The sequence below is a fragment of the Agromyces sp. Y782 genome (assembly GCF_059445405.1).
This window is the reverse complement of the sequence record NZ_JCAIUG010000001.1, coordinates 1,422,092-1,443,915: the sequence shown is the minus strand read 5'-3', so window position 1 is coordinate 1,443,915 and position 21,824 is coordinate 1,422,092. Positions and strand designations below refer to the sequence as shown.

Below are 21,824 nucleotides of genomic sequence, written 5' to 3'. Positions count from 1 at the left end.
GTCGCCAGAACTGCCCTGTGAGATGATTCGTTTCAATCCATGCCCGATCAGACATAATTGACTCCAACTCGAGGAGGAGAACCGATGGCAGTGAGTGTGCGGGATGTCGCGGCTGTGGCATCCGTATCGGTGGGCACCGTCTCGAACGTGCTGAACCGCCCCGACAAGGTCGCCCCCGCCACCGTCGCGCGCGTCGCCGCCGCCATCGAGGAGCTCGGCTTCGTGCGCAACGACGCCGCCCGGCAGTTGCGCGCGGGCCGCAGTCGTTCGATCGGTCTCGTCGTGCTCGACGTGCGCAACCCCTTCTTCACGGATGTCGCCCGTGGGGCAGAAGATCGTGCGGCAGAAGAGGGTATGACGATCCTGCTCGGCAACAGCGACGAGAACGCCGACCGCGAGAGCGCCTACCTCGACCTGTTCGAGGAGCAGCGGGTCGCCGGGGTGCTGATCTCGCCGCTGGCCGATGACCTGCCCCGGCTGCAGCTGCTGAGGGATCGCGGCACGACCGTCGTGCTCGTCGACCGCGAGGTCGCCGACCAGAGCTTCTCGTCGGTCGCCGTCGACGATGTCGTCGGCGGCCGCCTGGCGGTGCGCCACCTCATCGACACCGGGCGTCGTCGCATCGCGTTCGTGGGCGGACCGAAGGGCATCCGCCAGGTCGTCGACCGGCTCGAGGGAGCCGGCGTCGCCGTCGCCGAGGTCGAGGGCGTCACGCTCGAGATCATCGAGACGGAGTCGCTCACGGTGCTCGCGGGGCGGGCCGCCGGTGAGGGAATTCGCGAGCGCGCGGCATCCGATCGCCCTGACGCGATCTTCGCGGCCAACGACCTGCTCGCCATGGGCGTGCTGCAGGCGCTCATGATGCAGGGCGGCATCGACGTGCCCGGCGAGATCGCGCTCCTCGGGTACGACGACATCGACTTCGCCTCGGCCGCCGTCGTGCCGCTCTCCTCGATCCGGCAGCCGGCGGCCATGATCGGGTACACGGCGGTCGACCTCATGCTGAAAGAGGCGGCCGGCGGCGAGTTCAGTCACGAACGCATCGTGTTCCAGCCCGAGCTCGTCGTGCGCGAATCCACCGGTACCGTCGGCTGAGTCGCCGGCGGCGGTGCGCCGGCACTGTGCTGATGCCGTGCCGGGGCAGCGCCGGGGCTGACGAGGTCACCGTTGCGTGAAACCGCTTTCTCGGATAAGTTGCTCAAGCGTACAAATCCGCAGGAGGAACACGATGGAGCGTCTCGACTGGCTCACCGTTCGCGGCGCCGACCTCGTCGACGAGAGCGGGATCCCGGTTCGTCTCGCGGGCGTCGGCCTCGGCGGTTGGATGAACATGGAGAACTTCATCACCGGGTATCCCGGCAATGAAGAGAACATCCGCCGGGTGCTGCTCGATCGCATGGGCGCCGAATCGTACGAGGCGTTCTTCGACGCATTCCTCACCGACTTCTTCGACGAAGCGGATGCCGCGCACCTCGCTTCGATCGGCATCAACAGTGTGCGCATCCCCTTCAACTACCGGCATTTCGAAGACGACGAGCGCCCCTTCGAGTTGAAGGAGGAGGGCTTCGCACGCCTCGATCGCGTCGTCACGCTCCTCGCGGAGCACGGCATCTACTCGATCCTCGACCTGCACGCCCTGCCCGGCCGGCAGAACCAGCACTGGCACAGCGACAACCCCACCCACATCGCCGAGTTCTGGAACCATCCGCACTTCCAAGACCGAGTCGTGCACTTGTGGGAGGCCCTCGCCGATCGATTCGGAGATCGCCCCGAGGTGGCGGGGTACAACCCCATCAACGAACCGTCGGACCCCACCGGCGAGCGACTGCTGCCCTTCTACGAACGGCTCGAACGCGCCATCCGCGCCATCGACCCGCGGCACGTGCTCTTCCTCGACGGCAACAAGTACTCGACCGACTTCAGCATGTTCGACCAGCGCAGCGAGCCGCTGCCGAACACCGTCTACACGGCGCACGACTACGCCCTGCCCGGCATCACGAGCGCGACCGAGTACCCCGGAGTCACCCGCGGAGAGTACTTCGACCGGAGCGTCGTCGAGCAGACCTTCCTGCGGCGCACCGAGTACATGCGCTCGACGGGCACCCCGATCTGGATCGGCGAGTTCGGCCCGGTGTACTCCGACGACCGTTCGCAGGATTCCTGGCGGTACCGGCTGCTGCAGGACCAGCTCGAGATCTACCGCGAGCATGGTGCGAGCTGGGCGCTCTGGACGTATAAAGACGTCGGGCTCCAGGGGCTCGTGCATGCGGCATCCGACAGTCCGTACGTCGAGTTGATCCGGCCCGAGCTCGAGACCAAGGCGCGCCTCGGCATCGACTCATGGGGCGGGTCGGATGCCGGTGTCCGTGACATCCTCGATCCCATCGACGCCGTCTTCGATGCCGAGTTTCCCGACTACCACCCGTGGCCGTGGGGCCGGCAGCCGCACATCGCGGTGCTCGTGCGCCACATCCTGCTCGCGGAGCCGCTCGCCGAGCGATTCGGCGACCGGTTCCGCGGCGTCACGCCTGAGCGGGCGCGCGATCTCGCGGCATCCTTCCGCTTGGATCGCAGCGTCGAGCGCACCGGGCTCACCGAGGTGCTGAAAGAACACCTCGCGGGGGTTCGCGCCGGCGCGTGAGCGGCGCCGAAGGTGCGCTCGTCGTCGTGCGAGTGCGTCAGACGGGTTCTGATGGGCCGGGTGCTGCGAGGCGACGGGCTGCTTCGACGACGAAGCGGCGGCGGCGAGCTCGCTCGTGTTCGTCGTCGGGGCCTGCGCCGGTGATCATCTCTGCGAGCTGAGGGACGGTCTGCCACCACGCAGCGAGAGCGATCAAGGCGAAGACGAGGTGTGCTGGATCGAGGCCGGGCGACAGGAGGCCCTCGCGTTGCGCCGCGGCGAAGCGTTCGACCTTCTCTCGATAGTGCTGCGATCGCGTCGCCGCTTCCGCAGGAGACTCGTCTTGCAGGCCCTCCCACTGCAGGAGCCGTCCGAGCTCGGGGTGTGCGGCGTGGTAGTCGAAGGTGGCGCCGGCGAATTCGCCGATGTCGGCGAGCCCTGCTGTCGCCAGCGGGACGGCAGCGGCCAAGCGTTCGAGCTCGGTCGCGAGCACGAGGTTCCAGAGCGCCTTCTTGTCTCCGTAGTAGCTGTACAGGCGCTCCTTGTTCACTCCGGCGCGTGCGGCGATGGCGCCCACGGCGGTGCCGTCGTATCCGTGCGCCGAGAATTCCACAAGCGCCGCGTCTCGCAGTTTTCGCCGCGTTCCCTCGGTGTCCCAGGCCATGATCGGCAGCTTACCAACGCTTGGGTTGGAAATGCGCTTCAGTGCGAGTACACTTCCAACCACATCGTTGGAGTTGGAGGATCAGATGAACGATCAGATGAACGATCAGATGAACGATCAGACGAACATGGCGACAGATCAGCTCCCCGAGGCGCTGAGTCCTGCGGGTGGAACCGCGGCGCTGGTGACCGGGGCGAACAGCGGCATCGGGTTCGAGATCGCGAAACAGTTGCTCCAGCACGGCGTCACCGTGTGGGTCGCCGCCCGTGATCTCGACAAAGGGCGTGCGGCAGCCGACTCGCTGGGCGAAGGCGCGTTCGCGATTCAGCTCGACGTGACCCGGTCGGAGTCCATCGCGGCCGCTGCGGCGACGATCGATCGGCTGGACATCCTGGTCAACAATGCCGGAGTCAATTCCGGCGGTGAAGACATCGACGGCACGTCGCTCGACCAGCTGCACCGCGCATTCGACACCAACGTCTTCGGCCTCGTCGCCGTCACGCAGGCATTCCTGCCGGCGCTCAGACGATCCGGCCACCCGAGGATCGTCAACGTGTCCAGCGGCACCGGCTCCCTGACGTGGAACAGCGGGCCCAACCCGCAGTTCGATTGGGAGCGGGTGCGCGGCGGAGGCCTGGCCTACCGCAGTTCCAAGACCGCCGTCAACGCGGTCACGCTGCTCACTGCGCAAACGCTCGGCGACCGGTTCAAGGTGAATGCTCTTGCCCCCGGGCTCCGCGCCACCAACCTCATCCCTGGAATGACCGGTGGCGACCCCGCCGAGGCCGCTGCCGGCGCCGTGCGTCTCGCCCTCTTGCCGGACGACGCGCCCACCGGGGCGCTCTGGTCGTGGGACGGCAGCCGCGCGCCCTGGTGACCCGGCGGGTCGTCGAGGCCGGCGGGTTTCAGGCCCCGGGCAGCACGACGACGGTGCGGGTGCGCGCGACGATGCGCACCCCGTCGAGGTCGACGCGCTCGTTGCCCGCGACCTCGACCTCGAACCGCTCGCCGTCGACGTGCACCGTGCCGGCGACGGGCCGAGCGGTCATGCCCACGAGGGCCCGCAACCGGCCGGCCCGGTCGGTGATCGCACGGAGGCCATGCGGCATCCTGAGCCATTCTTCGCCGTCGCGGTAGGCGATCGCCTCGGTGCGCGAGTTCTCGAGCTCGAAGCGGATGCCGCCGACGGTGCGCTCGTACGCGACTTCGTCGGCGACGTCGTGGTGATCCACCCGGCGCGGCAGGAGCCCTGTGAACCAGAGCTCGCCGTCGGGTCGCGGCAGGATGCCGAACAGTCGCTCGACCGTGTCGAGCAACCAGAGGATCGCGGGGGAGTACTGCTCGGTGTACCCGGGCTCGCCGGTCCACGGGCTCATGACCTGCGGGAAGCGGCCCATGCGCGCGACGGCCGCGACGACCGGCATGAGCGAGAACGCGAGCTCCGCCACGTGGCCGTGGTGCTCGAACGCGTGCGGGGCACGGATCAGCGTCAGGAAGTTGACGGGCCCGCCCCAGGAGTTCGCGCGGAAGTCGTGATCGAAGCGCGGGTCGTCGAGTGCGAGCGAGGTGAACGGATACGCCGAGAAGAACTTGCGCGAGTTCAGCACGTAGCGCTCGAGCGAGGCCTCGAAGAGCTCGGGGCCGCCGATCTCGCACGCGAGCACGCGCAGCAGCACGTCGGACTGCACGCGCACACGGCGCCCGGCGGCATCGACGTCGTACCAGCATCCGTCGACTTCGTCGAAGCACGCCTCGAGGGCGGCGCGGCTGGCAGCAGCCTTCGCGTGCCAGGGCTCGGGGTCTTCGCCGAGCTCGTCGGCGATGCGCGCGAGGTAGGCGCGCTGGCATGCGACGTTGGCCGTGAGGTCCGGCGCGAGGAACGGGAGCACGCCCGACTCGAGGTCGTACGCGCTCGCGTCGCCGCCCGGGGTCTGGTCGGGCACGCCCCAGAACCGGGGTGAGCGGTCGTGGCCGGTGTCGAACGTGCAGAACGCCTCGACGCCGCCGGTGCCGCGGGTGTCGCGGTGCGCCGCGAGCCAAGCGTCGTGCCGCGCGAGTGCGCGATACATGGTGGCGAGGTAGTCGCGGTCGCTGCGCCCGCCCGCCAGGTAGTGGTGCCAGACACTGCGGGCGAACGGCGTGACCATCTGGATCTGCGCGTAGCCGGCGCCGTCGGCGGTGAGCTTGTAGGGCAGCAGTCCGTCGTCGCGCTGGTGCGCGGCGAACCGCAGATGCGTGTCGCGGGTGACGTCGGGGTCGAAGCGGTCGAGCACCTCGGCATTGATGGTCGCGGTGCTCTCCAGCCAGCTGCCGAGGTAGACACCGCCCTCATTGAGCACGGGAACGTCGTCGCCGAGCGGCAGGATGCATCGGGCGAGCTCGTCGACCGCCTGGCGCCATGCCGCGTCGAGGGGTCCGCCGAGGGCGGCGAAGCGCACCTCGCCCAGGCGGATCGATGAGGCGCGAAGGCGGTCCAGCACGGGGGAGGGCTGCGTCATGGGTCTCTGTCTTCGTGTGGTGCAGTCGCGGGCGGCGCCGAAGTGCCGCCCGCGATCTCACGACCGGATCAGTCGTTCTGGAGCGCAGCGTCGAGTTCGGCGATCCACTGCTTCGCGCCGTCGGCGACGGACACCTTGTCGAAGAGGATGTCGGACTCGATGCGCTGCGAGAGCTCGTTGAGGATCGCACCGCCCGCGGGCTGCGGCGGGGCGACGACACCGAACTCGAGCACCTTCTCGAGGTACTCGGCCGACTGCGCGTCGGCCGGGGCGAGCAGCGGCTTGACGACCTCGAGGGTGTCGGGGTTGAACGGCAGGCCGCGGTTGGCGAGGATGATCTTCGCCGGCTCCGGCTGGTTCAGCAGCCAGTCGACGAGCAGGGCGGATGCCTCGGGGTGTTCGGTCTCCGATGCGATCGCCCAGAACTGGGAGGGCAGTGCGGCGACGCCCGAGACGCCGGTCGACGAAGGCGGCGCGATGATCTCGACGTCGCCGCCGCCGGTGCCGGTCGCGTACGAACCGATCTGGTTGTTGTAGGCGAACGTGATGGCGGCCTTGCCGGTGCCGAACAACGACAGGTCAGGGGTCACGTTCCAGTGCTCGACGATGACCGACGGGTCGGGCAGACCGCCGCCTTCGACGAGTTCCTGCTCGAGCTCGTACCACTGCTGCACGGTCTCGGCGTCGGTGGCGAGCTCGCCGTCCCAGTCGTAGATGCCGTCGTCGTTGTACTGTGCGAGGTACGTGCCGAGGATGTCCTGGACACGGAGGTCGAGCCCCACGACCCCGGGCACCTTCGCGGAGATCTCGTTCGCACTGTCGACGAGGTCCTCCCAGGTCCAGTCGTCGCCGGGCACCGGCACGCCGGCCTGCTCGAAGATGCTCGCGTTGACGAGGGCGCCGATCGCGTTACCGCCGGTAGGCAGGCCGTAGAGCGTGTCGTCGACGGTCGCGTTCGTGAGGGTGAAGTCCTCGTATTTGCTCGTGTCGAGTTCGTCGCTCACGGTCGACAGGTCGAGCAGCGCTCCGGCCGCGCCGTACTCCTGGGGCTTGGCGCCGCCGAGTGCGAACACGTCGGGGGCGGTGCCGGAGGCGAAGTCCGTGGCGAGTCGGTTGAAGAGGTCGTAGGGGGCGCCGACCGGCTCCTCCACGACGGTGATGTTCGGGTACTCCTCTTCGAAGAGGTCGATCGCCTCGGCCATGATCGCCGAGCGCTCGTCGTTGCCCCACCAGGCGATGTGCAGCTCGATCTCCTCGTTCGGGTCGAAGCCACCGGTCTCAGCCGGCGCGGAGCCCGCGCATGCGGACAGGAACAGAGTCGCCGTCAGGGCGGAGCCCAGGGCGGCCCGTCGTGCGATGGTGCGTGATGTACGCGTCATTGCGCCTCATTTCATGGGTTCGAGGGCCGCCGTTCCCGCGGTCCCCTGCTGTGTCGGCAAGCGGGGACTTGCCGCGGGACGCGGCGCTCGAACACTCGTGAGAACGCTCGTGAAACCGCTTTCTCGGGAAAGCTAGCAGCTATTTGTTGCCAAGTCAACGATATTCATTCGGCCTTACCGGGCATCGCCGATGGGCGGGTGCCCCGTGGACCTTCGCACCTCGAGGCGCGGCTGCAGCACGAGGTCGTCGTCGGGCGTCTCGTCGTGGATGAGGGCGTGCAGGCGACTCCATGCCTGCACGCCGAGCGTCTCGTAGGGCACCGACGCCGTGGTGAGCTCGGGGGAGGTGTAGCGCGCGAACGGGATGTCGTCGAAGCCCGTCACCGAGATGTCGTCGGGCACCCGCAGCCCGAGGTCCTTGAGTCCTCTGATGAGTCCGACCGCGACGAGGTCGTTGAACGCGAGCACCGCCGTCGCGCCCGTCGCGTGCACCCGCACCGCGGCGGCGACGCCGTCTTCGGGGTGCACGCCGCCCGGGATGCGGTCGATGCGCACCCCGGTCGCGCCGCGCTCGAAACCGTCGAGCCCGCGGAGCCGGTACGAGTTCGAGACGCTCTCGTCAGGGCCGGCGAGGTAGGCGAGATGCCGATGGCCGAGAGAGGTCAGGTGCTCGGCGAGGGCGCCGATGCCCGTCTCGTAGTCGATCGACAGCGACGGCGCCGAGATTCGCGGCGTCGGGCGATTGACGAGCACGAGCGGATGCAGCGACGATGCGAGCTCGATGAGCTGTGCGTCAGGCATGCGCGGCGCGCACAGCACGATCGAGTCGCAGCGCCGCCGGGTCTCGTTCGCGAGCAGTGCCTCTTCGGCCGCGGACTCCGCCGAATCGGCAACGAGCACCCGGTAGCCGTCTTTCGCCGCTGTCTTGCTGAGCCCCGAGAGCACCGCCTGGAACGCCGGGTTCGAGAGATCGGGGACCACGAACGCGATCGTTCGCGTCTCGCCGAGGGCGAGGCCGCGGGCCAAGGGGCTCGGCGAATAGCCGAGTTCTGCTGCCGAGCTGCGCACCCGTTCGGCTACGGCCGGCTGACCGGTGAAGTGGTTGTTCATCACGCGCGACACGGTCGCCGGTGAGACGCCGGCGTGCTCGGCGACTTCGGCGATCGTCGTCGTCTTGCCTCGTCGGGCCATGGTTCGCCTCGATCTCATCGGGGAAGTTTGACATTTCGCGTGCCTTGCAACAAAATCGTGCATCGCACCAGAAACCGCTTTCACCACGGTAGTGGTTTCTCTGGACTGACGAGGAGGTCGACCAGTGAGCAGCCTCGGTGAACTCCGCACGATCGCCCGCGCGGCACGCACGCGCGGGTCACGTGTGAAAGAGAAGTATCCCGACAACAAGGCCGGGTTCCTCTTCCTGCTTCCGTGGCTCATCGGCATCCTCGTGTTCACGATCGGGCCCATGCTGGCGTCGCTGTACCTGTCGTTCACCGACTACAACCTGTTGCAGCCGCCGAAGTGGGCGGGCCTCGACAACTTCGTCGAGATGCTCGGCGACAACCGGCTCTGGAATTCGTTCCGGGTCACCCTCGTCTACGTCTTCGTCTCGGTGCCGCTGCAACTCGCCCTCGCCCTCGGCGTCGCGATGCTGCTCGACCGGGGAATGCGCGGCCTCTCCTTCTATCGCTCGGTGTTCTATCTGCCGAGTCTCATGGGCGGGTCGGTCGCGATCGCGATCCTGTGGCGCCAGGTGTTCGGTAAAGAAGGCATCGTCAACGGGTTCCTCGCCTGGTTCGGCATCGACGGCCCCGGCTGGATCGCGCACCCCGACTTCGCGCTCGGCACGATCATCCTGCTGCACGTCTGGACCTTCGGCTCCCCGATGGTGATCTTCCTCGCGGGGCTCCGTCAGATTCCCGAGATGTTCTACGAGGCGGCGGAGGTCGACGGCGCAGGCAAGGTGCGACGGTTCTTCTCGGTGACGCTCCCGCTGCTCACGCCGATCATCTTCTTCAACCTCGTGCTGCAGGTCATCTTCGCGTTCCAGTCGTTCACGCAGGCGTACATCGTCTCTGGAGGCACCGGCGGGCCGAGCGACTCCACGATGTTCTTCACGCTGTACCTCTACAAGCAGGCGTTCACCGAGTTGAACATGGGCTACGCGGCCGCCATGGCGTGGTTCCTCCTGGTCGTCATCGGCGCCATCACCGCCATCAACTTCTGGTTGTCGAAGTACTGGGTCTTCTATGACGACTGAACCCGGCTCCGCCTCCCGCACGATCTACGAAGGGACCGCGACCATGGCCTCGACCCTCGAACACCCCACGACTCGTGCCGTCGTCGGTGCATCGCCCGAGCAGCCACGCGACCGCCGCGCGCGGGCCCGGTGGATCTCGGTGCTCAAGCACACGGGACTCATCGCACTGTCGATCGTGATGGTGTATCCGCTGATCTGGCTCGTCGTGTCGTCGTTCAAGCCGAACGATGCGATCTTCAGCGACCTCGGCATCTTCACCACCGACCTGACCTTCGACAACTACACGCAGGGCTGGACCTCGCAGCAACTGCCGTTCACGGTGTTCCTGATGAACTCGTCGATTCTCGTGCTCGGCGCGATCGTCGGCAACCTCATCTCCTGCTCGCTCGCCGCGTACGCCTTCGCGAGGCTGAAGTTCTGGGGGCGCAACGCCTTCTTCGTGGTCATGCTCGGCACGATCATGCTGCCGTTCCACGTGGTGCTCGTGCCGCAGTTCGTCATCTTCCGCGAGCTCGGCTGGCTCGAGACGTTCCTGCCGCTGATCGTGCCGAAGTTCCTGGCCGCCGACGCGTTCTTCATCTTCCTCATGGTGCAGTTCATCCGCGGCCTGCCGAAGGAGATCTTCGAGGCCGCGCGTATCGACGGTGCCGGCCAGTTCCGCATCTACTCGCAGATCACCATGCCACTCATGGTGCCGGCGCTCGCCACGACCGCGATCTTCACCTTCATCTGGACGTGGGGCGACTTCTTCGGCCCGCTCATCTACTTGCGCACCCGGGAGAACTTCCCGGTCTCGATCGCCCTGAAGGGGTTCATCGACGCCCAGTCGTCATCCAACTACGGCGCCATGTTCGCGATGTCGGTCGTGAGCCTCATTCCGCTGTTCCTCGCGTTCCTCATCGGACAGCGTTACCTCATCAAGGGCTTCGCGACGACCGGCATCAAGTAGCCGGCGCAGCACACCTGCCGCTCGCGTCATACGGTCGGAGGCTTCCTCGGCACTGGGTAGTGTGGAGACGCCGCGCGCAACATGCACCACGTGGCATCCGTTCGACAGAAGGGCGCGCGTTGCAGAGCCGCACCACCATCGAAGACGTCTACGCCGCGACACTGACCCGGAATCCCGGCGAGGTGGAGTTCCACCAGGCCGTGCGCGAGGTGTTCGACTCGCTCGGGCGAGTGCTCGACAAGAACCCGCAGTACGTGCAGGCGTCGATCCTCGAGCGCATCTGCGAACCCGAGCGGCAGATCATCTTCCGGGTGCCGTGGGTCGACGATGGCGGCCGCGTGCGCATCAACCGCGGCTTCCGGGTGCAGTTCAACTCGGCGCTCGGGCCGTACAAGGGCGGGCTCCGCTTCCACCCGAGCGTGCTGCTCGGTACCGTGAAGTTCCTCGGGTTCGAGCAGGTCTTCAAGAACGCGCTCACGGGCATGCCCATCGGCGGCGGCAAGGGCGGCAGCGACTTCGACCCCAAGGGCCGCTCCGACGGCGAGATCATGCGGTTCTGCCAGTCGTTCATGACCGAGGCCTACCGCCACATCGGCGAGTACACGGATGTCCCGGCCGGCGACATCGGTGTCGGTGCGCGTGAGATCGGCTACCTCTTCGGCCAGTACAAGCGCATCACGAACCGCTACGAGTCGGGCGTGCTCACGGGCAAGGGCGTCACGTGGGGCGGCTCGCTCGTGCGCACCGAGGCGACCGGCTACGGTGCCGTCTACTTCACCGAGCACATGCTCGCGACCCGCGGCCGCTCGTTCGACGGGGCCCGCGTGCTCGTCTCGGGCTCTGGCAACGTCGCCGTCTACGCGATCGAGAAGGTGCACGCCCTCGGAGGGCGGGTCGTCGGCGCCTCCGACTCGTCGGGCGCCATCCACGACCCCGACGGCATCGACCTCGCGCTGCTGCGCGACGTCAAAGAGCGGCGCCGTGAGCGCATCTCGGTATACGCCGATGAGCGCGGCGGGCGGGCGAAGTTCCTGCCCGGGGCATCCGTGTGGGATATCGACAGTGAGCGCATCGACGTCGCCCTGCCGTGCGCGACGCAGAACGAGCTGTCAGAGGCGCAGGCCGTGAAGCTCGTCGCCGCGGGTGTCGTGGCGGTCGCCGAGGGCGCCAACATGCCCACGACGCCTGGTGCGATCCGGGCGCTGCGCGAGGCGGGCGTGCTCTTCGGGCCGGGCAAGGCCGCCAACGCGGGCGGCGTGGCGACCTCGGCGCTCGAGATGCAGCAGAATGCGTCGCGCGACTCGTGGGGCTTCGAGCACACCGAGGAGCGGCTCTCCGAGATCATGGCGGGCATTCACGAGCGCACCGCGGCGACCGCCGACGAATACGGCGTGCCGGGCGACTACGTCGTCGGAGCCAACATCGCCGGCTTCACGCGCGTCGCCGACGCGATGCTCGCGCTCGGCGTCATCTGACGCGCCGCGAGGTCGCTGCCGCACCGGGCGACGAATTCAGGAGATCCCGGGTCATGGTGAGCTCCACGGGCCAATGGAGTGTGATCTCCTGAATTTCTGCGATCCGGTCGACGCACTCGGCTCGCGCGGCTCAGACTGGCGGGAACGGGCCGCGCTGACGACCCTGCCAGCGGTGCTCGCCGCGCGAGAGCAGCACGAGGATCCCCGCCCTGCTGCGCTCCCAGTCCTCCACCACCTGCCGGTAGCTCAGCCGCAACACCCGGTACCCACGGGTCACCAGCTCGAAGTCGCGCCGACGATCGTTCTCGAACTCCTCGCGCGAACTGTGGAACGTCCAGCCGTCGACCTCGATGACGAGACGGTCTCCGACGAGGAAGTCGACCGAGCCGACGCCGTCGATCGGCGCCTGAGTGCGGAACCGCACACGCCGACCGTGTAGCAGCAATCGGACCTTCGTCTCGAGGCCGGACTGCGTGGTGAGATCGAGCCGGTCGAGGAGTATGCGCCGTCCAGGCGGCATCGCCCGTCGAACGGTCTCGAGGTGCCCGGGGTCGAGCTCGCGCCGCTCGATCGCAGATTCCACGGCCGCGATCGCCTCGTGGTCGGGTGCGCAGGCGAACATCTCACCGAGCGAGGCGGTCAGTGCGTCGCGGCCGATCGTGCCGTCGATCTTGGCGCGATAGTGCAGGCAGACGCCGTGCTGTCGGGCGTCGAGCGGAACCCCGCGATCGTGCGGGGAACGCAGCCTGGCAGCGTTCGACGAGACCCGCACGTGCAGGCGATCTCGCGCTGGCACCCAGAGGCCGCGGAGCCGTGCAACGGTCGAGGCGGTCGCGATGCCGCCGACGCGCACCGCTCGAACGACGTCCGCGGGGGCATCCGGAGCGGCGAACCAGCCGTTGCGCACGCGGATCACGGCCCCACTTCGCACTGCGGAGAGCACCTCGGCTCGGACGATGCCGGCCTTCTCGAACGCGGCGAAGCCGGCTGCGCCGCCCGCTCGCCGGAGGACGGTCGTCGCGCCCAGGGTCGTTGCCATGCGCTGAGTCTGGTCGGGAAGCGAGGCATTCGGCTGGTTCATGGTGAAACTGTGGACAACTCGGCGGGGAGAAATTCAGGAGATCCCTGGGTGTGCGTCCGCAGAGGGGGCTCAGAGTGGAGATCTCCTGAGTACTGGAGAACCCCGAAAGGGCCGGGGCCCGCGCGTGAATCGCACGAGCCCCGGCCGTCGGGTTGAGGTTCCCCCTTCTCGCCCGCGGAGGATCACCCGCAGGTGAAGCGCCCATCACCCCAGACGCCGTGCGCGCCATTGATGCTGCCCGGTGCGTCGACGAGCAGGTCGACGTATTGCACGCCCGTCAGGTCGACGTTCACCGGCTCCGGGGCGAAGCCCGGTGTGAACGTACGCGACTGGTACCGGTTCACTCCGTCGGTGTCGACCCTGAAGAAGACGTTACCGGCGAAGCCCGCCTCGAGGCCGACCTCGGCGGTGAACGCCGAGCACGTGCCGCCGAGGTAGTAGGTGATCTTCGACGCGGCGTGCACGCCGAGCCCCTCGCGTAGACCGGCGACTGCCCGGTGGCCGGATCCGTGTAGTTGATCGTCAGGGGCACGTCGGGCGAGCCCGCTTCGTCCTTGTTCGCCACGTCCTTTCCGATGACACCCCATCCGGTGGTGGCGCTGAGCCACGGCAGCTCCGACGCCCATGCCGACTCCGCCGGCCCCGGCGGCAGGGGCTGCGAGACGACCTGCCAGTCGAAGATCTTCAGATCGTCTGCCCTGCGGGCGCCACCGAGTTCGGCGTGCCGACGGGTTCCGGCCACCGGTACTCGATCGCCGCATCGCCGGTGCCCACCGTCACGGTTCCGCCGGGCGCTACTCCGGCTGCGGCCAGCGCGTCCTTCGAGAAGGTGGCGCCGCCGCCGTCGAAGTTGCCCGCCGTCGCCGTTTCTAGGTCGGTGATGCCGCGGGCTCCGGGCACTCCGCCGATGCACGAGCGGGGGCGGCAGCGGTCGACTGGACGCAAAGGCTTGCGCCGGCAGGCGCATCCCGACGACTCGCGTCGTCACGGCGCGCATGCGGCAGCGGGATCGGCGAGGTGAGCGCCACTTCCTCCGAGAAGTCGACCGGCACGAGCCGGTTGTTCGGTACGGCGGGCACGAGCGCGCCGGCGCGCTCGCCCACACGATCGTGAGCGTCGTCGAGCACGACCGGCACGGCCGGTACGACCGGCACGACCGGTACGACCGGCACGGCCTGCGTGGCCACGACCGCGATGGCGGCGGTCGGGGCATCCGCGAATCTGACCACCGGTCGCCAGGCGAACTCCGGATGCCGCGCGAGGCGCATTCCCCGTGAGAACACGAGCCAGCCGAGGCCGATGAGCGCGGCCACGGTCGCAGCGACGGCGGCGAGCCCGAGCGCCCAGCGCGGGCCCATGCTGTCGGCGACCGCGCCGACGATCGGGGCGCCGATGGGCGTTCCGCCCGCGAGGATCGCCATGTACAGCGCGAGCACCCGGCCGCGGAGCGCGGGTTCGGTCGTCGTCTGCACGTACCCGTTGGCCGTGGTGAGGATCGTCACGGCGCCGAGGCCGATGAGGATCGTCGAGGCCGCGAAGGTCCAGTAGGTGGGCATGAGCGCGGCGGCCAGCGTGGCGAATCCGAGGAAGGCGCACGCCAGGATGATCACCCGGATGCGGGCTCGCTCGCGTCGTGCAGCGAGCAGGGCACCGGTCAGCGAGCCGATCGCGAGGATCGACGACAGCAGGCCGTACTCGCCGGCGCCGCGGCCGAACTCGACCGCCATCGTCGAGGAGAAGATCGGGAAGTTCATGCCGAATGCGCCGATGAGGAAGACCATGACGAAGACGACGACGAGGTCTGGCCGCCCCGCCACGTAGCGGAAGCCCGCGACGAATTGCCCGCGGGCGCGTGGAGCCCGCGGCATCCGCTTCAATTGCTTGCCGCGAAGCATCGCGAGCGCGCCGAGCACCGCCAGGAAGGTGAATGCGTTGATGACGAAGACCCAACCCGAGCCGACGAGCACGATCAGGAATCCCGCGACGGCCGGGCCGATCATGCGTGCGGTGTTGAACGACGCCGAGTTCAGCGCGACGGCGTTGGACATGTCGGAGCTGCCGACAAGGTCGGAGACGAAGGTCTGCCGCGCGGGGTTGTCGACGGCGTTCACGAGGCCGAGGGCGAGCGCGAAGAGATAGAGGTGCCAGAGTTCTGCCTGGCCGAAGATGAGCAGGAGGCCGAGGGCGAGACCGAGCAGCATGAGCGCGGTCTGCGTGATCATGAGGATCTTGCGGCGGTCGAAGCGGTCGGCGATGAGGCCGGTGATCGGCACGAGCAGCAGCTGCGGCGCGAACTGCAGCGCCATCGTGATTCCGACGGCGAAGGCATCGTTGTCGGTGAGTTCGGTGAGCACCACCCAGTTCTGGGCGGTGGCCTGCATCCAGGCGCCGACGTTCGAGACGAGGGCGCCGATGAACCAGATTCGATAATTGCGGTGGACGAGAGAGCGGAACATGGCACTCACTGGGTGATGAGCCTCCTGAGGATGGTCGTGGCGTCAGCGAGCGTCTCGCGTTCTGCAGGGGTGAGGGTGACGAAGCGCTTGGCGAGCCACGCGTCGCGGCGGCGGCGCGTCTCGCGCACGATCGTCTCGCCACTCTCGGTCGTCGAGACGAGCACTTTGCGGCGGTCGTCGGGCGACGCAGCGCGCACGACGTAGCCGGCGTCGACGAGGCGGTTCACGGTGCGGTTCATCGAGGGGGCCGTGACCCGCTCGAGTCCGGCCAACCGGCCGATGGTGAGCGGTCCCTCGGCCGAGATCCAGCCGAGGGTCGAGAACTGCGAGCCGCTGAGCTCGGTCTCGGTGCGCTCCTGCCGGAGGCGCCGCGCGAGGCGCATGATCGCGATGCGCAGTTCGGTGCTCTGTTCGGCGAGCGTGGGTCGGCGGGGCGTCGACGTGCGAGCGGATGCAAGGAGGGCAGGCCGTTCGGCCGTGGGGGTGTGTAAGGCATCCGTCATATCCTTAGTCTAACAAATTAGTGTGACTAAGCATTCCGGATGTCTCTGGCCCCCTGTCGGCCGCGGCGTCGGAGGCTCGTCGTAGAGTGCCGGTATCGAACTCGTGCCGGGTTGATCGCAATCGTCCATCTCATTGGAGGAGAGAATGTCGCACAACGATCCGGAGGCCGTCACAGGGCCCGACCAAGTGCACGAGCGCACGAGCCGATTGGAGGGGAACGAGTGACCAGCGATATCGGTGTGGTCATCTACTCCGCCGAGGGAAGTGAATTTCGTCTGCCGTTCGACACTGAACGCGAAACGATCTGGGCTTCGCAGGCACAGATCGAAGAGCTGTTCGGGGTCGACCAGTCCGGTGTTTCCCGGCACATCCGCAATCTGTTCCGAGCGGGCGAGGTCGATCGCGAGAGCAATATGCAAAAAGTGCATACTGCTTCTTCTGATCGACCGGTCACGCTCTACAGCCTCGACGTGATTCTTGCGGTTGGGTACCGCGCGAACTCAGGTCGGGCGATCGAGTTCCGCCGTTGGGCGAGCGGCGTACTCAAGGAGTTCGTGCTCGAGGGTGCAACAATCAACGAACGCCGCCTCGAGCAACTCGGTTCGATCGTGCAGGTGCTCTCGCGCTCGACCGACGAAATGATCACCGGTGTAGCCGATGTGCTGTCGAGATACTTGCCGGGCCTGCGCGCCCTTCGCGACTATGACGAAGGCACGATTACTTCTCCACCCGGCAAAGTGCCGCTCTGGGTGCTCACGTACGACGACGCTCGCGTCGTTATAGACCGTGTCGGCTCGGAGTTCCCCGACGATCGGTTGTTCGGGGGTGAGCGCGGTGACGCACTCAAGGGAATCGTCGAGACGATCTACCAGGGGTTCGGCGGGCAACAGCTGTACCCGACCGTGCAGGAGAAGGCAGCGAATCTGCTCTACATGGTCGTGAAGGATCACCCGCTCTCCGACGGCAACAAGCGCAGTGCGGCCGCCCTGTTCGTGCACTTCCTGGCGAAGAATGAGGCTCTTGACGATGAGCGTGGCATACCGCGCATCTCGAACAACGCCCTTGCGGCGATCACGCTCATGGTCGCCATGAGCGACCCGAAAGAGAAGGAGCTCATGGTCGCGCTGCTCATGAGCATGCTGACAGGGGAGGCATCGTGAAGGGAGTCGGACTCGGCGCCCGATAGCCCTCGAGCGGGCACCCGCGGTGTGGGGTTTCATCGGGTGTTCGGCAGCGGAAAGTTTTGAAATCGATTTCTAAATCGGCGGCTTCGACGTATCGTGGCGGAGACGATCGAGGAGGATCATGCGCCATGCCCCGACCCCACGAACACGAACCCGAACTCTGCGAATCGCCGCGGTCGCGGCATCCGCTGCCCTGGCGCTCTGCGCCTGTACCGGGCCGAATGCCGGGAGCGGTGCGATGAAGCCGGCCACCGTCGACCCCGACCCCGACAAGCCGTTCGTGCTCGAGGGTGTTCGTGACCTCACCGAGATCGCGAAGCTCACCGGCCCCGACGCGATCAACGATACCGAGGGCGCCGCGGTCGCCGGCACCGACCTCGGCTCGATGGTGAACCTCGGAGACAAGACCTTCTTCCTGTTCGGCGACACCTTCGGCGAACGCGCCGCAGACGCATACGGCGGGCAAGGCGGCAACTGGCGCTCGAACGTCTCGGCCTGGACGACCGACGACGACCCGAGCGACGGCATCACCTTCGACGGCTGGGCGCCGGCCGACGACCTCGGCTGGGCGACCGCACTCGTCGAGGGCGAGCACGACGCGAACGACGGCACGGGCGAGGTGACGAAGATCCCGACGTACGGGTTCGCCGTCGACGACACGCTCTATCTCTCGTACATGTCGGTGAAGTTCTGGGGGGAGCCTGGCGCGTGGGACGCGAACTTCGCGGGCCTCGCGAAGTCGACCGACGAGGGACGCACGTGGACGGCGCTCGAGTCCCCGCGCTGGCCGGGCGACTCGAATTTCGTTCAGGTGGCCGCTGCGACCGTGCAGGAGGGCGGCACCGAATACGTCTACTTCTGGTCGATTCCATCCGGGCGATTCGGCGGCGTGCAGCTCATGCGCGTGCCGGCGACGGTCGAAGCGGTCGAGGATGCCTCGGCCTACACGTACTTCGCGGGTACGGCGCCCGACGGTGCGCCGGATTGGAGCCCCGATCCCGACGCCGCGACCACGATCGTGGACGGCACGATCGGCGAACTCTCGGTCATGTGGTCCGGCTACCTCGAGCGCTGGATCATGACGTACTCCGACGGCGGCAACGCGTACATCCGCGAAGGGATCACCCCGTGGGGGCCGTGGGGCGAGCCGATCGAGATGGTCTCGGCGGTCGACTATCCGGGGCTCTACTCGCCGTACCTGAACCCGCGGTACGTCGCCGAGGGCGGTCGGCGCATCTACTTCACGCTCTCGCTGTGGGGGCCGTACAACGTGTTCTGGTTCTCGGTCGACCTCGAACGCACCGAACGCGCCGAGTGAGCGCGTGCACGCGGCATCCGTCGCCATTGCGCATGAAATCGATTTCGCGTACGCTGGCGCCGGGATGAGGTCAGCGGCGATCCGCGCTGAGCGGTGCGCCGGCCTGATCCGACCGGACCGGGCTTCCTGACCGGCCACAGCAACGACTCACCGAAGAGTCGAGTTCCTGAGGAGGGACGAATGCACAAGAGAATCAACAGGCTCGCCACCGTCGGCATCGCAGCCGCTGCGGTCGTGGCCATGCTCGCCGGATGCTCGCCATCGAGCGGCGACGACGCCGGCGGCACGACCACGATCCAGTTCTGGCACCGCACCTTCACGCCGGTCGAGAACGACTGGTACGCCGACATCGTGAAGCAGTTCAACGCCTCGCAAGACGAGGTCAAGGTCGTCGACACCGAGGTGCCGGCCGACGCGTGGGACCAGAAGATGAAGGCCGCGCAGGCCGCGGGCAAGGCACCCGACGTCTACACCCACGCCGGCAGCATCCAAGACGCCGTCAACGCCGGCCAGCTCTACGAGCTCAACGAGGTCGTCGACGAGGCGAAGCTCGACGAGATCATCGATGCGGCCAAGCCCGTCGCCGAGATCGGCGGCACGTACTACGCCTACCCGCTGCTGCTCGAGCCGCAGACCGTGCTGTTCTGGAACACCGACATGCTCGCGGCAGCCGGCGTCGACACCGAACAGGCGCCCGCGACGTGGGACGACTTGCTCGCCGCGTGCGAGAAGATCGCCCCCACCCTGCAAGACGGCCAGTACTGCATCTCGCCCGCTCAAGACGCGATCACCTTCGCCTGGTCATCGGTCGGCCAGCAGTATAACTTCGCCGGCCACACCGCACTCACCGACGATTGGACCGCGCCCGACATCGAGAACGACGCGTACCAGAGCCTCATCGCCAACTATCAGGAACTGTGGGACAAGGGCTACATGCCCAAGCAGCCCCTCGCCGCGTACGTCGAGGGCAAGGACTTCGGCGAGCAGAAGGCCGCGTTCAAGGTATCGGGTTCGTGGATGATGTCGGAGATCGGCTCGGACTACCCCGACCTGCTGGCCAAGACCGGCATCGGCGCATTCCCCTCGGCCTCAGGCTCAGACGATCGCACCACGACGACCCTCGGCAACTTCAAGTGGGTCATCGACGCGAAGACGAAGAACGCCGAAGCGGCGGGAGCGTTCCTCGAGTGGGCGCTCGCCGACGACCCCGAGCGTCTCGTGCCGTTCTTCGTCGACACGCAGTTCACCAAAGTGCCCGTGCGCGACTCGGTGCAAGAGGCCGTCGCCGCGAGCGATGAGGCAGCGGATGCCCCGTGGTCGAGCATCATCGTGAACGACATCGCTCCCACCGCGATCCCCGAGCCGACGTACCCGTGGGACGTCTCGCTCGCCGTCGGTACCGCGATCGAGACGGGCATGAAGGGCGCTGCATCCATAGACGACGCGCTGAAGACCGCGTCCGATGCGATCCAGAAGGTGATCGAGAAGAACGACCTGCCCAGCAAGGCGCCGAAGAACTGATCGGAGATCGACTGGTCGGAGGCTGGCAAGACCGGCCTCCGACCGGCCGAGCCGGCACGGAACGACAGGACGGATCATGGTCACCGAAATGGTGCGCGGCGGGGTCGGGGTCACCGACGCCCGAGGCGCGAGCGATCGCCGGGAAGTGCGGCGCCGGCGCGACCGCTATCGATATCGAGACGGCAAGCTCGCCTACTGGCTGATCCTGCCGGCGATGGTGCTGCTCGGCATCTTCGTCATCTGGCCGGCGATCTACGCCGCCTACCTGTCGTTCCAGGACTGGAGTTTCTACAAGGCCCCCGCGTTCGTCGGCCTGAAGAACTACCTCGACGTGCTGGGCGATCCGCTCTTCGTCGAGGCGATCGGTCGCGGCTTCCTCTTCGTGCTGCTCACCGTGCCGCCGATGCTCCTGCTGGCGTTCGGCTTCGCTTCACTCGTCGTCAGCGTCTCGCGGCGCTTCGCGGGACTGCTGAAGGTCAGCATCTACATACCGACCATCGTCTCGACCGTGATCACCTCGATCATCTTCGTGCTGATCTACGACTACTCGGGCGGTCTGCTCAACTGGTTCCTGGGCCTGTTCGGCGTCGACCCGATCGCGTGGATCGGCGACCCCGCGTGGGCACTCGTCGCGATCGCGGTACCGGCGATCTGGCTCGGCATGGGCCTCACCTCGCTCATCATGGTCGCGGCCATGGTCGACATCCCGACCGAGTACTACGAGGCGGCATCCATGGAGGGCGCGAACTGGTGGCAGAAGACGTTCTTCATCACGTTGCCGCAGATGAAGAACGTGCTGCTCTACCTCGTGGTCACCGGGTTCGTCGCGGCGATCCAGCAGTTCGAACTGCCGCTCATCATGACCAACGGCGGTCCGCTCAACTCGACGACGCTGCCGAACCTGTTCATCTTCATCCACTTCCGAAACGACATCAACGTCGGGTTCTCGATCGCGGCCGCCATGCTCCTCTTCGTGGTGCTCGGCAGCGTGTCGGCGATCGTGTTCAAGTTCGTCAACTCCGAAAGGCTCGTGGACTGACGTGGCTGCAACCTTCGAACTCGCTCCCGCACGGCGGGTCGCGCGCGACACCCGATGGTGGCTCTTCGCGACCGGCAAGGTCGCCATGGGCGTGCTCTTCGTCGTCACGGCGCTCTTCCCACTTGCTTGGATGCTCATCGCGGGCTTCAAGACGAAGACCGAGGTACTGAAGACGCCGTTCCAGTTCTTCCCCGAGGTGTGGAAGTGGGAGAACTACGTCCAGATCCTCGCCGACCCCACCTTCCTGCGCACGATGCTGTGGACCTTCGGCGGCGCCCTGCTGTTCACGGTGCTGAGCCTCGCGGTGAACTCGCTCGCCGCCTACGCGTTCGCCCGCCTGGACTTCCGGTTCAAGCGCACCCTGTGGGTCATCCTGATCACGACCCTGTTCATCCCGGGCATGACGATCCTGCTCACGAGCTTCATCGTGGTCACCAACCTGCAGATGCTCGATTCGCTCGCGGTGCTGGTGCTCCCGGGCGCGGCGAGCGCTGCGATGGTGTTCTTCATCCGGCAGTTCTACCTGAGCATCCCGTCGAGCCTCGAAGAGGCCGCGATGCTCGACGGCTGCAACCGGTTCACGATCTTCATCCGGCTCTTCCTCCCGCTCTCCAAGCCGCCGTTCGTCGTCATGGGCATCACCGCGTTCCTCGCGTACTGGAACTCGTACGTCTGGCCGATCATGACGATCACGACCCCCGAGCAGTTCGTGGTGCAGCAGTACCTCGCCACGTTCCGCTCCGAGCGCTCGACCGAGCTCGGACTGCTGATGGCCGGGTCGGTGCTCGCTGCGGCGCCCGTCATCATCTTGTTCCTGATCTTCCAGCGCCAGATCATCGGCAACATCAAGATGGCCGGGCTGAAGTGACGTCGCCCAGC

Annotated in this window: 20 protein-coding genes; 11 read left to right on the top strand and 9 right to left on the bottom strand. The window is 67.2% G+C overall.

Annotated elements, in window-relative coordinates; translation table 11 throughout:
- The first annotated feature begins 84 nt into the window (after window positions 1–84).
- A complete protein-coding gene (locus AC1C2S_RS06645) occupies window positions 85–1,095 on the top strand; it encodes a LacI family DNA-binding transcriptional regulator (protein ID WP_495351737.1) in 1,011 nt (336 codons plus the stop codon).
- Between the two features lie 133 nt (window positions 1,096–1,228).
- The gene (locus AC1C2S_RS06640) at window positions 1,229–2,641 is read left to right on the top strand and encodes a glycoside hydrolase family 5 protein (protein ID WP_495351736.1); all 1,413 of its coding nucleotides are present in this window, start codon (window positions 1,229–1,231) and stop codon (window positions 2,639–2,641) included.
- A 37-nt stretch (window positions 2,642–2,678) separates the two neighbouring features.
- Here the strand turns inward: AC1C2S_RS06640 and AC1C2S_RS06635 are convergent, their stop codons facing one another.
- Window positions 2,679–3,284, bottom strand: a complete 606-nt coding sequence (locus AC1C2S_RS06635; protein WP_495351735.1) for a TetR/AcrR family transcriptional regulator — start codon at window positions 3,282–3,284, stop codon at window positions 2,679–2,681.
- Between AC1C2S_RS06635 and AC1C2S_RS06630 the strand changes: the two genes are divergently transcribed.
- Window positions 3,283–4,161 carry an SDR family NAD(P)-dependent oxidoreductase gene (locus AC1C2S_RS06630; RefSeq protein WP_495351734.1) on the top strand — a complete coding sequence of 293 codons (879 nt, stop codon included), beginning with the start codon at window positions 3,283–3,285 and terminating at the stop codon, window positions 4,159–4,161. The genes AC1C2S_RS06635 and AC1C2S_RS06630 overlap by 2 nt on opposite strands.
- Before the next feature lie 28 nt (window positions 4,162–4,189).
- Here the strand turns inward: AC1C2S_RS06630 and AC1C2S_RS06625 are convergent, their stop codons facing one another.
- The 3 genes from AC1C2S_RS06625 to AC1C2S_RS06615 all read right to left on the bottom strand — a co-directional run bounded on the left by AC1C2S_RS06625 (window position 4,190) and on the right by AC1C2S_RS06615 (window position 8,352).
- On the bottom strand, window positions 4,190–5,782 hold the full coding sequence (locus tag AC1C2S_RS06625; protein WP_495351733.1) for an MGH1-like glycoside hydrolase domain-containing protein: 1,593 nt from the start codon (window positions 5,780–5,782) through the stop codon (window positions 4,190–4,192).
- Between the two features lie 68 nt (window positions 5,783–5,850).
- Entirely contained in the window at window positions 5,851–7,161 is a 1,311-nt protein-coding gene (locus AC1C2S_RS06620) for an ABC transporter substrate-binding protein (protein ID WP_495351732.1), read from the bottom strand.
- A 174-nt stretch (window positions 7,162–7,335) separates the two neighbouring features.
- Window positions 7,336–8,352, bottom strand: a complete 1,017-nt coding sequence (locus tag AC1C2S_RS06615) for a LacI family DNA-binding transcriptional regulator (RefSeq protein WP_495351731.1) — start codon at window positions 8,350–8,352, stop codon at window positions 7,336–7,338.
- 151 nt (window positions 8,353–8,503) lie between these two features.
- Here AC1C2S_RS06615 and AC1C2S_RS06610 point away from each other — a divergent pair, with 151 nt between their 5' ends.
- The 3 genes from AC1C2S_RS06610 (at window position 8,504) to gdhA (ending at window position 11,842) form a co-directional block, all read left to right on the top strand.
- The gene (locus AC1C2S_RS06610; RefSeq protein WP_495353207.1) at window positions 8,504–9,418 is read left to right on the top strand and encodes a carbohydrate ABC transporter permease; all 915 of its coding nucleotides are present in this window, start codon (window positions 8,504–8,506) and stop codon (window positions 9,416–9,418) included.
- A gap of 43 nt (window positions 9,419–9,461) precedes the next feature.
- Window positions 9,462–10,367: a carbohydrate ABC transporter permease gene (locus AC1C2S_RS06605; protein WP_495353206.1), complete on the top strand. Its 906-nt coding sequence runs from the start codon at window positions 9,462–9,464 to the stop codon at window positions 10,365–10,367.
- Window positions 10,368–10,486: 119 nt separating this feature from the next.
- Window positions 10,487–11,842 (top strand): NADP-specific glutamate dehydrogenase, encoded by a 1,356-nt coding sequence (gene gdhA / locus AC1C2S_RS06600; protein ID WP_495351730.1) that lies wholly within the window; start codon window positions 10,487–10,489, stop codon window positions 11,840–11,842.
- A 130-nt stretch (window positions 11,843–11,972) separates the two neighbouring features.
- On the opposite strand, the gene AC1C2S_RS06595 is transcribed toward gdhA, so the two are convergent.
- From AC1C2S_RS06595 to AC1C2S_RS06575, 5 genes are all read right to left on the bottom strand, one after another.
- Window positions 11,973–12,881 carry an endonuclease domain-containing protein gene (locus tag AC1C2S_RS06595; RefSeq protein WP_495351729.1) on the bottom strand — a complete coding sequence of 303 codons (909 nt, stop codon included), beginning with the start codon at window positions 12,879–12,881 and terminating at the stop codon, window positions 11,973–11,975.
- 224 nt (window positions 12,882–13,105) lie between these two features.
- Window positions 13,106–13,387 carry an NPCBM/NEW2 domain-containing protein gene (locus tag AC1C2S_RS06590; RefSeq protein WP_495351728.1) on the bottom strand — a complete coding sequence of 94 codons (282 nt, stop codon included), beginning with the start codon at window positions 13,385–13,387 and terminating at the stop codon, window positions 13,106–13,108.
- Between the two features lie 220 nt (window positions 13,388–13,607).
- Complete coding sequence (locus AC1C2S_RS06585) at window positions 13,608–13,823, bottom strand: hypothetical protein (protein ID WP_495351727.1); 216 nt, start codon at window positions 13,821–13,823, stop codon at window positions 13,608–13,610.
- Window positions 13,793–15,379, bottom strand: coding sequence for an MFS transporter (locus tag AC1C2S_RS06580; RefSeq protein WP_495351726.1), 1,587 nt, complete (start codon window positions 15,377–15,379; stop codon window positions 13,793–13,795). Before AC1C2S_RS06580 ends, AC1C2S_RS06585 begins: the two co-directional genes overlap by 31 nt.
- A 5-nt stretch (window positions 15,380–15,384) precedes the next feature.
- Window positions 15,385–15,882 (bottom strand): MarR family winged helix-turn-helix transcriptional regulator, encoded by a 498-nt coding sequence (locus AC1C2S_RS06575; RefSeq protein WP_495351725.1) that lies wholly within the window; start codon window positions 15,880–15,882, stop codon window positions 15,385–15,387.
- Between the two features lie 111 nt (window positions 15,883–15,993).
- On the opposite strand from AC1C2S_RS06575, the gene AC1C2S_RS06570 reads away from it, so the two are divergent.
- From AC1C2S_RS06570 to AC1C2S_RS06550, 5 genes are all read left to right on the top strand, one after another.
- Window positions 15,994–17,043 (top strand): type II toxin-antitoxin system death-on-curing family toxin, encoded by a 1,050-nt coding sequence (locus AC1C2S_RS06570; protein WP_495351724.1) that lies wholly within the window; start codon window positions 15,994–15,996, stop codon window positions 17,041–17,043.
- Between the two features lie 262 nt (window positions 17,044–17,305).
- A complete protein-coding gene (locus AC1C2S_RS06565) occupies window positions 17,306–18,385 on the top strand; it encodes a glycoside hydrolase family 183 protein (RefSeq protein ID WP_495351723.1) in 1,080 nt (359 codons plus the stop codon).
- Window positions 18,386–18,565: 180 nt separating this feature from the next.
- Complete coding sequence (locus AC1C2S_RS06560) at window positions 18,566–19,906, top strand: ABC transporter substrate-binding protein (protein WP_495351722.1); 1,341 nt, start codon at window positions 18,566–18,568, stop codon at window positions 19,904–19,906.
- Window positions 19,907–19,982: 76 nt separating this feature from the next.
- Window positions 19,983–20,945 (top strand): carbohydrate ABC transporter permease, encoded by a 963-nt coding sequence (locus tag AC1C2S_RS06555; RefSeq protein WP_495351721.1) that lies wholly within the window; start codon window positions 19,983–19,985, stop codon window positions 20,943–20,945.
- Between the two features lies 1 nt (window position 20,946).
- Window positions 20,947–21,813 (top strand): carbohydrate ABC transporter permease, encoded by an 867-nt coding sequence (locus tag AC1C2S_RS06550; RefSeq protein ID WP_495351720.1) that lies wholly within the window; start codon window positions 20,947–20,949, stop codon window positions 21,811–21,813.
- Window positions 21,814–21,824 lie beyond the last annotated feature (11 nt).